At 73.5% G+C, this 12,900-nt stretch carries 11 protein-coding genes; 2 read left to right on the plus strand and 9 right to left on the minus strand.

Going from position 1 to position 12,900, the window contains the following annotated elements; all coding sequences use genetic code 11:
• Positions 1 to 3: 3 nt before the first annotated feature.
• From cydD to deoC, 8 genes are all read right to left on the minus strand, one after another.
• Positions 4 to 1,683 carry a thiol reductant ABC exporter subunit CydD gene (cydD, locus tag ML5_RS05230; RefSeq protein ID WP_013473976.1) on the minus strand — a complete coding sequence of 560 codons (1,680 nt, stop codon included), beginning with the start codon at positions 1,681 to 1,683 and terminating at the stop codon, positions 4 to 6.
• A complete protein-coding gene (locus tag ML5_RS05235) occupies positions 1,680 to 2,687 on the minus strand; it encodes a cytochrome d ubiquinol oxidase subunit II (RefSeq protein WP_013473977.1) in 1,008 nt (335 codons plus the stop codon). Before ML5_RS05235 ends, cydD begins: the two co-directional genes overlap by 4 nt.
• A gap of 11 nt (positions 2,688 to 2,698) precedes the next feature.
• Complete coding sequence (locus ML5_RS05240) at positions 2,699 to 3,946, minus strand: cytochrome ubiquinol oxidase subunit I (protein WP_013473978.1); 1,248 nt, start codon at positions 3,944 to 3,946, stop codon at positions 2,699 to 2,701.
• Positions 3,947 to 4,049: 103 nt separating this feature from the next.
• Positions 4,050 to 4,955, minus strand: a complete 906-nt coding sequence (locus ML5_RS05245) for a M56 family metallopeptidase (RefSeq protein WP_013473979.1) — start codon at positions 4,953 to 4,955, stop codon at positions 4,050 to 4,052.
• 10 nt (positions 4,956 to 4,965) lie between these two features.
• Positions 4,966 to 5,436 (minus strand): BlaI/MecI/CopY family transcriptional regulator, encoded by a 471-nt coding sequence (locus ML5_RS05250; RefSeq protein WP_013473980.1) that lies wholly within the window; start codon positions 5,434 to 5,436, stop codon positions 4,966 to 4,968.
• Positions 5,437 to 6,322: 886 nt separating this feature from the next.
• Positions 6,323 to 7,147, minus strand: coding sequence for an aldehyde dehydrogenase family protein (locus ML5_RS05255; protein ID WP_013473981.1), 825 nt, complete (start codon positions 7,145 to 7,147; stop codon positions 6,323 to 6,325).
• Entirely contained in the window at positions 7,140 to 8,570 is a 1,431-nt protein-coding gene (locus tag ML5_RS05260; protein WP_013284007.1) for an aldehyde dehydrogenase family protein, read from the minus strand. The genes ML5_RS05255 and ML5_RS05260 overlap by 8 nt, the downstream gene beginning before the upstream one ends.
• Before the next feature lie 5 nt (positions 8,571 to 8,575).
• Positions 8,576 to 9,535 carry a deoxyribose-phosphate aldolase gene (gene deoC, locus ML5_RS05265; RefSeq protein WP_013284008.1) on the minus strand — a complete coding sequence of 320 codons (960 nt, stop codon included), beginning with the start codon at positions 9,533 to 9,535 and terminating at the stop codon, positions 8,576 to 8,578.
• Between the two features lie 136 nt (positions 9,536 to 9,671).
• Between deoC and upp the strand changes: the two genes are divergently transcribed.
• Together upp and ML5_RS05275 are read left to right on the plus strand one after the other, a co-directional pair.
• Positions 9,672 to 10,304, plus strand: a complete 633-nt coding sequence (upp, locus tag ML5_RS05270; protein ID WP_013284009.1) for a uracil phosphoribosyltransferase — start codon at positions 9,672 to 9,674, stop codon at positions 10,302 to 10,304.
• A gap of 124 nt (positions 10,305 to 10,428) precedes the next feature.
• The gene (locus tag ML5_RS05275; protein WP_013473982.1) at positions 10,429 to 11,103 is read left to right on the plus strand and encodes a GPP34 family phosphoprotein; all 675 of its coding nucleotides are present in this window, start codon (positions 10,429 to 10,431) and stop codon (positions 11,101 to 11,103) included.
• A gap of 88 nt (positions 11,104 to 11,191) precedes the next feature.
• On the opposite strand, the gene ML5_RS05280 is transcribed toward ML5_RS05275, so the two are convergent.
• Entirely contained in the window at positions 11,192 to 12,856 is a 1,665-nt protein-coding gene (locus tag ML5_RS05280) for a phospho-sugar mutase (RefSeq protein ID WP_013473983.1), read from the minus strand.
• Positions 12,857 to 12,900 lie beyond the last annotated feature (44 nt).

Here is a 12,900-nt window from a genome sequence, read left to right on the forward strand (position 1 = left end):
GGATCATCGCGGCACCGCCGGTCCGGTGGCGGTCGGGTGCAGTTCGGTGACCCGGCCGTCCTCGACGCGCAGGATCCGGTCGGCGTCGGCGAGCAGCGCGGGCCGGTGCGCGACGAGCAGCGCGGTACGTCCGGCGACCAGCCGCCGGGTCGCGTCCAGCACGACCGCCTCGCTGGCGCTGTCCAGCCGCGCTGTCGGCTCGTCGAGCAGCACGATCGGCGCGTCCCGCAGGAACGCACGAGCCAGGGCGACGCGCTGCCGCTGACCGCTGGACAGGCCGTGGCCGCGCTCGCCCAGGCGGGTGTCCAGCCCGTCGGGCAGGGCGCCTACCACCTCGTCGAGCGCGGCGCCGGTGACCGCCGCGGCGAGCGCGGCATCGGAGGTGTCCGGCGCGCCGAGGCGGATGTTGTCGGCGAGCGACCCGGCGAACAGGTGCGCCCGCTGCGGCACCCAGGCCAGTTCGCGCCGCCAGGCGTCGAGGTCGACGCCGGCCAGGTCCACCCCGTCGACCGTGACCCGGCCCGAGGTCGGTGCGACGAAGCCGAGCAGCAGGTTGAGCAGCGTGCTCTTGCCCGCGCCGCTGGGCCCGATGATCGCCACCCGGTCGCCGGGCCGGACGGTCAGCGTGACGTCGCGCAGCGCTGTGGTCCGGTCGTACGCGACTGTGACGCCCTCGAAGCGGATCTCACCCCGGCCGCGCGGCGCCGGACGGCGCGGTTCGGCGGTGGCGGGCGCGTCGGTGGCGGAGAGTGTGAGCGCCTCGTCCAGCGCGGTGAGTCCTTCCATGCTGGCGTGGAACCGGCTGCCCGCGGCCCGCAGCGGCAGGTACGCCTCCGGGGTGAGCAGCAGCACCAGCAGCGCGGTGGAGAGCGTGAGGCCGCCGCCGAGCAGCCGGATGCCGACCGGCACCGCGACCAGCGCGACGGAGAGCGTGGCGACCAGTTCCAGCACCAGCGCGGACAGGAACGCGATCCGCAGCGTCTTCATGGTGGCCTGGCGGTGGCCGTCGGCCATCCGGCGTACCACGTCGACCTGCCCCCGGGACCGGCCGAACGCGCGCAGCGTGGGCAGCCCGGCCACCATGTCGAGGAAGTGCCCACCGAGCAGCGACAGCCGCCGCCACTGCCGTTCGGTGGCGGCCTGCGCCTGCCAGCCGAGCAGCGCGCCGAAGATCGGGATGAGCGGGATGGTGAGCGCGATGATCAGCGCCGAGCTCCAGTCGGCGAACACGATGCGGGCCAGCACCGCCACCGGCACCGTGACGCTCAGCACGAGCTGCGGCAGGTAGCCGGTGAAGTAGGGGTCGAGCGCGTCCAGGCCGCGCCCGGCCAGCGTGGCGAGCTGCCCGGCCCGCTGTCCGGCGACCCAGGTGGGGCCGTGCCGGCCGACCGCGCCGAGCAGGTCGGCGCGCAGCGCCGCCTTCACCGTGGCGGCGGCCCGCGCCGCCACGGTGCCCTGCGCCCAGCTCACCAGCGCCCGCCCGGCGACAGCGGCCACGAACCCGGCGAGCGCCGGCCGGTGCAGCCGCCCGTCGAACGCCGTCGCCAGCAGTGTCGCCAGCGCGGTGGCCTGGGCGATCACCAGCAGCGCGGTGAGCCCGCCCAGCACCGCGAGCACGGCGAGGTCGCGCCGGGCCGCGGGGACCCGACGCAGCAGACGCGGGTCGAACGGGCGGCGGTTCACCAGTACACCGGTGCCCTGCCGTCGATCCGTCCCCGGAAAACCCACCAGCACATCGCCTGAAAGCCTAGTAGGGCCGGCAGGAGCGGTAACGCGAGCCATCCCAACAGCGCCAGCGTCGGGCGGCCGGCGGCCGCCTCGGCCACCGTGAGCGACGCCGCCGGGTCGGTGGTGGAGACCAGGATCCGGGGCCAGAGCGCGGCTCCGATCAGCGGCGCCGGAAGCGCCAGCGCCGTCGCGGTCGCCGCGAAGGCCACCCCGGCCCGGCCCCGCCCCAGCGCCGCGCGGGCCGCCAGCAGCGCCGCCACGAGCGCCAACGGCAGGAGTACGGCGACAGCCGGGCGCGCCACAGCGGCGCGTACCCGATCGGAGAGCACACCCAGGACGGTGGCCGCGCCGACCGCGACGAGTGCGGCGGGCGCCAGGCCGCTCGCCAGCCGGGCGAGCGCCGGGGCCTCGGCGGCGGGCAGCCGGAGCGTGAGGAACGTCGCACCGTGCACCGCCACCAGCGCGAGCAGCGCCAGCCCGGCGGCGGCGACGAACGGGGTGGCGACATGACCGACACCGACCACGTGGCCGTCGGCGCTCAACGGCACGCCCTGGAGCAGCCCGGCGAGCACCGCGCCCCAGCCCAGCGCGGCCAGCACGCAGCCGACCACCACCACCCGGTCCCAGCGGGCGCGGGCGGCGGCGGAGGCCGGGCGGCTGCGCAACTGCACCCCGGCGGTCACCAGCACCACCCCCGCCAGCGCGGCGAGCACGGCCGGGTAGAAGCCGGAGAGCAGTTCGCCCTCCAGCCGGGGGAACGCGCCGAACAGGATGCCGACGGCGGCGACCAGCCAGACCTCGTTGCCGAGGAAGAACGGCCCGAGCGCGGTGAGCGTGGCCCGGCTTCCCGGCGCCGGGCCACGTCGAGCCAGCAGCAGGCCGACGCCGTAGTCGTAGCCGCCGAGCACGAGGTAGGTGGCGAAGAAGAGGCCGAGCAGGGCGTACCAGGCGAGTTCCACGGCGGGCTCCCTCAGACGAACACGGGCTGGTGGTGGGCGTCGCTGTCGGGCGCGGGCGGGCGGCCGAGCGCGGGGTCCTGCGCTCCACGGGCCGCGTGCCGGGCCAGCAGCACCCAGTTGGCCACCGCGAGCGCGCCGAGCAGCAGGCTGAATCCGATCAGCGAGGTGAGCATCAGCCCCGGTGAGACCGGCGAGACGGCCTGCGCGGTGGGCAGCAGCCCGTACGCGGCCCAGGGCTGGCGGCCGACCTCGCGGGCGATCCAGCCGAGCAGCATCGCCACGAAGGGCAGCGGCAGGCCGAGCAGGATCAGCCAGAGCGGCGCCTTCAACCTGATGATCCAGTCGCGCCAGAGCAGCGGCAGCAGGAGCCAGAGCGCGCCGAGCGTGAAGCCGATCAGGATCATGAAGCCGAGGCCGACGTTCGACAGCACCGGCGGTTCCCAGTCGCCCGGGCCGAACCGCGCGGTCCAGTCGGCGACGAGCGCGTCCCGCTCCGGCCCGCCGCCGAACTTGGTCGGCTGGAGCTGCCCGACCGGGCCGAACTGGGCGAAGCCGAAGCCCTGGAGCATGCTGACCGCCAGGGCCGCGGTGACCAGGCCGAGCCGCAGCGAGGTGCGGAACAGCGCGTAGTCGGTGGTTCGCCGCAGCAGGTGCCAGGCGCTCACCGCGGCCATCAGCAGCCCGCCGGTGACCAGGCTCGCCGAGATCACGTGGCCGAACGCCATGCCGAACGTCGGGTTGGTGAGCAGCGCGCCGAAGTCGGTGAGGTGGGCGACGCCGTCGCGCACCTCGTACCCGACCGGGTTCTGCAGCCAGGCGTTCGCCACCATGATCCAGAAGGCCGAGGCGTACGCGGTGATCGCCACGCCCCAGAGCAGCGCCAGGTGCACGCCGCGCCGCAGCCGGTGCCACCCGAAGATCCACATGCCGAGGAACGTGGACTCCAGGAAGAACGCCACCAGCGTCTCGATGGCCAGCGGCGCGCCGAAGACGTTCCCGACGTAGCGCGACAGCCCGCTCCAGTTCAGGCCGAACTGGAACTCCATGACGATGCCGGTGGCGATGCCGAGCACGTAGTTGATCACGTAGAGCTGGCCCCAGAACCGGGTCAGCCGCTCGTACACCGGCTTGCCGGTCAGGTAGCCGGCCGTCTGCAACCCGACCAGGAGCGTGACCAGGCCGAGCGTGACCGCCACGAACAGGAAATGGATCGAGGTGGTGGTGGCGAACTGGAGGCGGGCGAGGAGCAGCGGGTCCACTGTCGTCCTCCCATGGGTTGGCTCTCTTGTCGTAGCCAACCTACACGTAGCCTCACTACCTATAGAGGCGCGCGAACCCGGAGAAGTCCCGTAGGGGGCGACGTCAGCTCAGGAACAGGGCGAACGGCAGGGAGACGAGCGTGCCCGCGACAGCCAGCGCCATCGCGCCGAGCACCCGCGGCGGGCGGTCCGCGACGAGCAGCCGCTGCACGCGTACGTCGAGGTCGCGGTCGCCGAGTCCGAGCGTGCCGGCCGGCTGCACCCGGTGCTCGGCGGCGGCGAACCGGCGCAGCGCACCGGCCAGCGGCGCGTCCGCGTGCAGCTCCCGGGCCTTGTCGTCGGCACGCATCTCGACCAGTAGCGCCACCCGCGCGTGCGCGTCCCGCACCCACCGGAACCAGGGCAGCGCCCGGCACAGCGCGGTGAACGGCAGCAGCACCAGGTCGTGCCGCTCCTGGGCGTGCGCCCGCTCGTGGGTGAGCACCGCCGCCAGCTCGGCCGGGTCGAGCAGGTCGAGCGTGCCCGCGCTCACCACCACCCGGGGACGCACCCCGGGCAGGCAGTACGCCGCCGCGCTCGGGTGGTCGAGCACCAGCGCCCCGGGCACCGTCGGGTCACGCCGGGCCACCAGGTGCAGCAGCTCCCGGTGCCGGCGCTGCGCGCGGACCGCGCCGTGCAGGCTGCGGACCGTCGTGGTGAGCAGCACCGCGCCGATGCCGAGACCGACGCCGACCAGGCTCAGGTGCACCGCGCCCACACCGGCTGGCAGAGTGCCGTGGGCCAGGTCGTCGGCCAGGGCCAGCAGCGCGTGCCCGGTCGCCCGGTCGTACGCGTCGAGCCCCAGCGCCATCGGCAGCCCCATGGCCGACAGGCCGAGCGCCAGCCCGACCGCCTGCCAGCAGATGATCGCCACCCGGGGTGCCCGCCAGGTCCAGCGCGCGGCGGCGAGGACCTGCGCGGTCAGCCAGCAGGCCAGGATGATCGCGGCGAAGTGCAGGGCGTACGCCACGGCAGCCGCCCTACCGGTCCGTCGCCTCGTCGAGCGCCGGCCGGCCGGGCCGGGGGTTCTCGACCCGGCCGGCCGGTCCGTCCTCGACAGTCGCCCCGGCCTCGGCGCCGAGCGCGGCCCCGGCCTCGGCCCCGAGCGCGGCGCGGAGCACGTCCGCCTCCGTGCCGGTCACCGAGCGGGCGAAGCGCACGAGTGCGGCGTCCCGGCTGCCGCCGAGGTCGAGGGCTTCGAGCATGAGCTGCGCGATGTGCGCCTCACGGGTGGCGGCCGGACGGTAACGCCAGGCGCGGCCCTCCCGCTCGCGCTGCACCATGCCCTTGCCGGCGAGCCGGTCGAGCACGGTCATCACAGTGGTGTAGGCGAGTTCCCGGCCGTCCAGGGCGTCGGCGACCTCGCGCACGGTCACCCCGTCCGACGAGGCGGGCGCCGCGTCCCACAGCACGTCCATCACCGCACGCTCAAGGTCCCCCAGCCGAGTCACCCGTCAATCCTACCCCCGGTAGTAGATCCCTTCCGTCGCCCCGGTCCCCGTTCCCCGCTCCCGAAGATCAACACCAGCTCGGGGAGGTGGTGCCGTCCCGGGCCGGTCCATGCAGCCACTTCGGCGCACTGGTTGTCGATCTTGCTGACGGGGAGTCCGGGCCGCTTCCCGGCAAACCGGTGCCGACGATGCCGCGGTCGTGTGGGCGCCCGTCGGCAAGATCCACGCCAGTTCGGGGAAGTGGTGCCGTCCTGGGCCGGTTGATGCAGCCACTTCGGCGTACGGGTGTTGATCTTGGTCATTCCGTATGGGTGCTCCGGGTGGGATCAACGCGGCTCGGGGAGGTGGCGCCGTCCCGGGCTGGTCGATGTGACCACTTCGCGGAGCTGGTGTTGATCTTGCTGGCTTCGGCGGCATCGGGGCCCTATTCAGGCCACTCCGGGGTCTGGTGTTGATCCTGCTGATCCGGGCGGGCACCGCAGGCAAGATCCACGCCAGTTCGGGAAGGTGGCGCTGTCCCGGGCGGGTTGATGCAGCCACCTCGCCGTGCTGGTGCTGATCTTGAAGTCCGGGGTGAGGGTGCGTGGGCAATGTCCGCACCAGTTCGGGGAGGTGGCGTTATCTGGGGCGGGTGGATGCGGCCACTTCGCGGAGCTGGCGTTGATCTTGCTGGTCGAGGGTGGACGTTGAGGGCGAGGTCGGCACCGGCTCGGGGAGGTGGTGTTGTCCGGGGGTGGCTGATGTGGCCACTTCGGGGGAATGGCGTCGATCTTGGTGGGGGCGCCGGGTGAGATCGGCACCGGCTCGGGGAGGTGGGTGGAAGGGGAAGTGGCGGCAACCCGGCTGGGGGTGTGCCGCCACTTCGGGCCGGACTGGGCTGCGCCGGTCAGACGCCCTTCGGGTGCCAGACCGTCTTGGTCTCCAGCAGCGTGGTCATCCGGGTGATGCCGGGATCGGCGTACCAGTCGTGGTCGGCCGGGGCCGGCCGGAGCACCCGCTTGAGGTTCTCCGCGGCCTTGATCTCCAGGTCGGCCGCCAGGTCGGCGTCGGCGACGCCGGTCAGGTCGATCGCGTTGACGTCCATGTGCGCGGCGAGCGTCGGCACGGTCTCGGTCAGCCGGCCGGTGAGGATGTTGACCACCCCGCCGGGCAGGTCGGAGGTGGCGAGTACCTCGGCCAGCGTCACCGCCGCCAGCGGCGCCGCCGGGGAGGCGGCCACCACCACCGTGTTGCCGGTGACGATCGCCGGGGCGATCACGCTCACCAGGCCGAGCAGCGCGGGCTCCTCGGGTGCCACCACCGCCACCACGCCGGTGGGCTCCGGCGCGGACAGGTTGAAGTACGGGCCGGCCACCGGATTCGCCCCGCCGTACACCTGGGACAGCTTGTCGGACCAACCGGCGTACCAGACCCAGCGGTCGATCGCCGCGTCCACCTCGTCGGCCGGGACGCCCAGGGCGACGAACTGCTCGCGCCGGCCCTCCAGCATCTCGGCGACCCGGTAGAGGATCTGACCCCTGTTGTACGCGGTCGCCCCGGCCCAGCCCTTCACCGCGGCGCGGGCGGCGACTACCGCGTCCCGCGCGTCCTTCCGGGAGGCAAGAGACACGTTCGCGGATTGCACGAGATACGACCGTCCCGACTCGCTGCGCGGGAACTTCCCGCCGATGAAGAGCTTGTACGTCTTGCGTACCGCGACCCGCTCAGACATTGAGGTACCCCTCCAGCCCGTGCCGGCCGCCCTCGCGACCGTAGCCCGACTCCTTGTAGCCGCCGAACGGCGACGTCGGGTCGAACTTGTTGAACGTGTTGGCCCACACCACGCCCGCGCGCAGCCGGTCGGCCAGCCACAGGATCCGGGAACCCTTGTCGGTCCAGATCCCGGCCGACAGCCCGTACGGCGTGTTGTTGGCCTTCTCGACGGCCTCCGCCGGGGTGCGGAACGTCAGCACGGACAGCACCGGGCCGAAGATCTCCTCGCGGGCGATCCGATGGGCCTGGGTGACGCCGGTGAAGATGGTCGGCGCGAACCAGAAGCCGCGCTCCGGCAGCTCGCACGGCGGCGACCAGCGCTCCGCGCCCTCGGCGGACCCGGCGTCGGACAGCTCCCGGATGCGGGCCAGCTGCTCGGCCGAGTTGATCGCGCCGATGTCGGTGTTCTTGTCCAGCGGGTCACCGACCCGGAGCTGGGCCATCCGGCGCTTGAGCGACTCCAGCACCCGGTCGGCCACCGACTCCTGGACCAGCAGCCGGGAACCGGCGCAGCAGACGTGCCCCTGGTTGAAGAAGATGCCGTTGACGATGCCCTCGACGGCCTGGTCGATCGGGGCGTCGTCGAAGACGATGTTCGCGGCCTTGCCGCCCAGCTCCAGCGTGAGCTTCTTGCGGGTGCCCGCGACCGAGCGGGCGATGGCCCGGCCCACCTCGGTGGAGCCGGTGAATGCCACCTTGTCCACGCCCGGGTGCTCGACCAGCGCCCGGCCGGTGTCGCCGGCGCCGGTGACGATGTTCACCACGCCGGCGGGCAGGTCGGCCTGCTGGCAGATCTCGGCGAACAGCAGCGCGGTCAGCGGGGTGGTCTCGGCCGGCTTGAGCACCACGGTGTTGCCGGCGGCCAGCGCCGGGGCGATCTTCCACGCCAGCATGAGCAGCGGGAAGTTCCACGGGATGACCTGGGCCGCTACGCCGAGCGGCTTCGGGTCGGGGCCGAAGCCCGCGTGGGGGAGCTTGTCGGCCCAGCCCGCGTAGTAGAAGAAGTGCGCGGCGACCAGCGGCAGGTCGACGTCGCGGGACTCCTTGATCGGCTTGCCGTTGTCCAGCGACTCCAGCACCGCCAGCTCACGCGAGCGCTCCTGAATGAGCCGAGCGATCCGGAACAGGTACTTGGCCCGGTCGCGGCCCGGCATCGGACCCCAGACCTTCTCGTACGCGCTCCGGGCGGCGCGGACCGCGCGGTCCACGTCGTCGGCGCCCGCCTCGGCGATCTCGGCCAGCACCTCCTCGGAGGCCGGGTTCACCGACTTGAAGCTGCCGCCGGAGGCCGGGTCGACGAACGCGCCGTCGACGAAGAGCCCGTACGAGGGCTTGATGTCCACCACCGAGCGGGACTCGGGGGCGGGTGCGTATTCGAACATCGCGTTCAGTCCAGGGTGAAGTAGTCGGGGCCGGCGTACACGCCGGTCGTCAGCTTGGTGCGCTGCATGAGCAGGTCGTTGAGCAGGCTCGACGCGCCGAACCGGAACCAGTCCGGGCTCAGCCAGTCCGCGCCGACTGTCTCGTTGACCATGACCAGGTACTTGATCGCGTCCTTGGTGGTCTTGATGCCGCCGGCCGGCTTGACGCCGACCTGGCGCCCGGTGGCGGCGCGGAAGTCGCGGACCGCCTCCAGCATCACCAGCGTCACCGGCAGGGTGGCCGCGACCGGGACCTTGCCGGTGGAGGTCTTGATGAAGTCACCGCCCGCGAGCATGGCGAGCCAGGACGCGCGCCGCACGTTGTCGTACGTGGCCAGCTCACCGGTCTCCAGGATCACCTTGAGGTGGGCGTCCCCGCATGCTTCCTTGGTGGCCACGATCTCGTCGTAGACGTCGGAGTAGCGCCCGGCCAGGAACGCGCCCCGGTTGATCACCATGTCGATCTCGTCCGCGCCCGCCTCGACCGCCGCCCGCACATCGGCGAGCTTGATCTCCAGCGGGGCCTGGCCGGACGGGAACGCGGTCGCCACGCTGGCCAGGTGCACGCCGCTGCCGCGCAGCACCTCGGCCACGTACGGGACCATCGACGGGTAGACGCAGACGGCGCCGACGTGCGGGCAGCTCGGGTCGGCCGGGTCGGGGCGCAGCGCCTTCGCGGCCAGCGCCCGCACCTTGCCCGGGGTGTCCGCCCCTTCGAGGGTGGTCAGGTCGACCATCCGGATCGCCAGGTCGATCGCCTCGGCCTTGGCTGTGGTCTTGATGGAGCGGGTGCCGAGTTGCGCCGCCCGCTGCTCCGCGCCGACCTGGTCCACGCCGGGCAGGCCGTGCAGGAAGGTCCGCAGAGCGGTCTCGGATCGTCCCAGCTCGGTGAGGTCCGACCGGGCCGACGTCGTTGTCGCCGTCATGCCCCGAATAGTACGCACCCGCGAGTCGAGTGATCTTGCTCACGGATGACCGGTCGTGAGCGTCATACGTGAGCGGTGTCGCTGGTCGTACCGCACCCGCCCTGCGCCGGACCGCCAAACGGTAGGTTGAGCGATCGTGGACGTACACGTCATTGACCATCCGCTCGCCCAGACGCGGCTGACCGCCATGCGGGACGCCCGGACCGACTCGTCGTCGTTCCGGGCGGCGCTGCGCGAACTCACCACCATGCTGGTGTACGAGGCCGCGCGCTCCTTCCCGGTCGAGAAGTACTCGATCCAGACCCCGGTCACCGCCACCGAGGGCAGCCGGCTGGCGAACCCGCCGCTGCTGGTGCCGGTGCTGCGGGCCGGTCTCGGCATGGCCGACGCCGCGCTCGGCCTGCTGCCCGAGTCGTCGATGGGCTTCGTCGGCCTGGCCCGCGACGAGGAGACGTACGAGCCCCGCGCGTACATGGAGTCGCTGCCGCGCGACCTCAGCGGTCTGCCGGTGCTGGTGCTCGACCCGATGCTCGCCACCGGCGGCTCGCTGGAGCACTGCTGCCGGCTGCTCGCCGACCGCGGCTGCACCGACATCACGGTGCTCTGCGTGCTGGCCGCCCCGGTCGGCATCGAGCGGCTGGAGCGCTCCGGCCTGCCGCTGCGCCTGGTCACCGCCTCGATCGACGAGGGACTGAACGACTCGAAGTTCATCGTCCCCGGCCTGGGTGACGCCGGCGACCGCCAGTTCGGCGGCATGCCCCGCTTCTGACCGGGCAATCCGGCGATTCGGTGGAGAGGGCCCTTTCCCGCGGGGAAGGGCCCTCTCGCCGTGAATCGGGCGGCCCCGGCGAGTCGATGCGCGGGGGTGCGGGGAGGCGCTAGCGTTCCGGGCCATGACTGGTGTTGCGCTCGCCGAGGAGCTGCTGCTCCTCGCGTATGACGACGAAACCGGCAAGGCCACCATGCCACGGATCAGCCTGGACCTGGGCATGGCCGCCGCGGTGCTGGTCGAGCTGGCCCTGGCCGGACGGGTCGCGTACGCGGACGGGAACCTGGCGGTGGTCGACCCGGCCCCGACCGGCGAGCCGATCGCGGACGCCGTACTCGCCAAGATCGCCGCGGACACCCCGCACACGCCGTCGTCGTGGGTGCAGCGACTGCGGCACGGGCTGCGCGATCGGATCCTCTCCGACCTCTGCGGCCGGGGCGTGGTCCGCGACGTCGACGAGACCGAGCTGGGCTTCATCCACGTGCACCGCTACCCGGTGGCCGACGCCTCGGTTGAGGCGGACATCCGGCAGCGGCTGGCCGACGCGCTGACCAGCGGGCAGCTCCCGGACGAGCGGACCGCCGCGCTCGCGACGCTGGTCGCGGTGCTGCGGATGGAACCCGCGCTGGGGCTGACCGGCCCGGCCGCCGAGGACGCCAGCCGGCGCCTCGAGGAGATCGCGGCCGGCGCCGGGTTCTCCGGCACGGTGAGCCTGGACGACAGCGTGGTGCGCCCGTCGATCAGCCTGGTCATCGCCGCGCTGGGCCAGGCCGTCGACGCCGCCCTGGGCAAGCGGTAAGGAAGGGCCCCCTCTTAACGCCTCCGGTAGAGGAAGGGCCCCTTGTTAACGCCAGGCGTTAACAAGGGGCCCTTCCTTGCACCAGGGGTCAGAGGCCCAGGGCGTCGGCGATCTCGTTGCGCAGCTCCGTGACGGCGGCCCGCGCGCGCTGCCGGGCCGCGGGCACGTCGCCGCCGGTCACCGGCTCCACCACCTCCAGGTACGCCTTGAGCTTCGGCTCGGTGCCCGACGGCCGGATCACCACCCGGGCCGCGCCGGTGCGCAGGATCACCACGTCCGCGTCGGGGAGCAGGTCGGACGCCTCGGTCACCGGCTGCCCGAGCAGCGTGGTCGGGGTGGCCGCCCGGATCCGGGCCATCGAGTCCGCGATCACCCGCAGGTCCTCCACCCGGACCGAGAGCTGCTCGGTGTGGTGCACGCCGAACTCGGCGGCCAGCTCGTCCAGCCGGTCGAGGAGCGTACGGCCCTCGGCCTTGAGACCGGCGGCCAGCTCGGCGACCGTCAGCGCGGCGGTGATGCCGTCCTTGTCCCGGACGTGACCCGGCGCGACGCAGTAGCCCAGCGCCTCCTCGTAGCCGTACACCAGCGGCTCCCGGCCCCCGCCGGCCCGCACGATCCACTTGAACCCGGTGAGCGTCTCGTCGTAGGGCAGGCCCCGGGCCGCCGCCATGGCCCGCAGCAGCGCCGACGACACGATCGTGGTGGCGTACAGGCCGGTCACGCCGCGCCGCATCAGGTGGTCGGCGAGCAGCGCGCCCACCTCGTCGCCGCGCAGCATCCGCCAGGACCCGGCGTCGCGTACGGCCACCGCGCAGCGGTCCGCGTCCGGGTCGTTGGCGACGGCGAGGTCGGCGCCGGTGCGGTCGGCGAGCGCGACGAGCAGGTCCACCGCGCCCGGCTCCTCCGGGTTGGGGAAGCTCACGGTCGGGAACGCCGGGTCCGGCTCGGCCTGCTCGGGCACCACGCCTGGAACGCCGAAACCGGCGCGCGCGAACGCGGCGGTCAGCACCACGCCACCAACCCCGTGCAGCGGCGTGTACGCCACCTTCAGGTCCCGCGGTCCGGCCGGGTCCACCACCGCGGCGGCCTGCTCCACGTACGCGGTCACCATGTCGTCGCCGAGCACCTGACCGGCCGGGCCGAGCGGCACCGCCGCGAGCGGGCCGACCGCCCGGATGGCCGCCTCGATGCCGGCGTCGGCGGGCGGCACGATCTGCGCGCCGGCGCCGAGCTCACCGCCGAGCTGCGCGCCCAGGTAGACCTTGTAGCCGTTGTCCTGCGGCGGGTTGTGGCTGGCCGTGACCATCACCCCGGCGACCGCGCCGAGCTGCCGGACCGCGAACGCCAGCACGGGCGTGGGCAGCGGCCGGGGCAGCAGCAGCGCCGGGCGGCCAGCACCGGTGGCCACCTGTGCGGTGCGCTCGGCGAAGGCACGGGAGCCGCGCCGGGCGTCGTACCCGATCACCAGCGGGCCCTCGCCGCCCTGGGCGGCGAGCCAGCCGACGAGCCCGGCGGCGGCCTGGGTGACCACGGCGAGGTTCATGCCGTTCGGCCCGGCCCGCAGCGGGCCGCGCAGCCCGGCGGTGCCGAAGGTCAGCGGGCCGGCGAACCGGTCGGCCAGGTCGGCCGCCGTGCCGGGCAGCCCGTCGAGGACCGTGCGCAGCTCGACGCGGTCGTCCGGGTCCGGGTCGTCGGCGAGCCAGCGCTCGGCGCGTACGCGAAGGTCGTCAAGGTCAGTGGTTTCCGCCGCCATTGCCTCATGAAAGCACGGCGACGGATCACCACTGGCCGTCGGCC

The organism is Micromonospora sp. L5 (genome assembly GCF_000177655.2).
Lineage (GTDB): Bacteria > Actinomycetota > Actinomycetes > Mycobacteriales > Micromonosporaceae > Micromonospora > Micromonospora aurantiaca.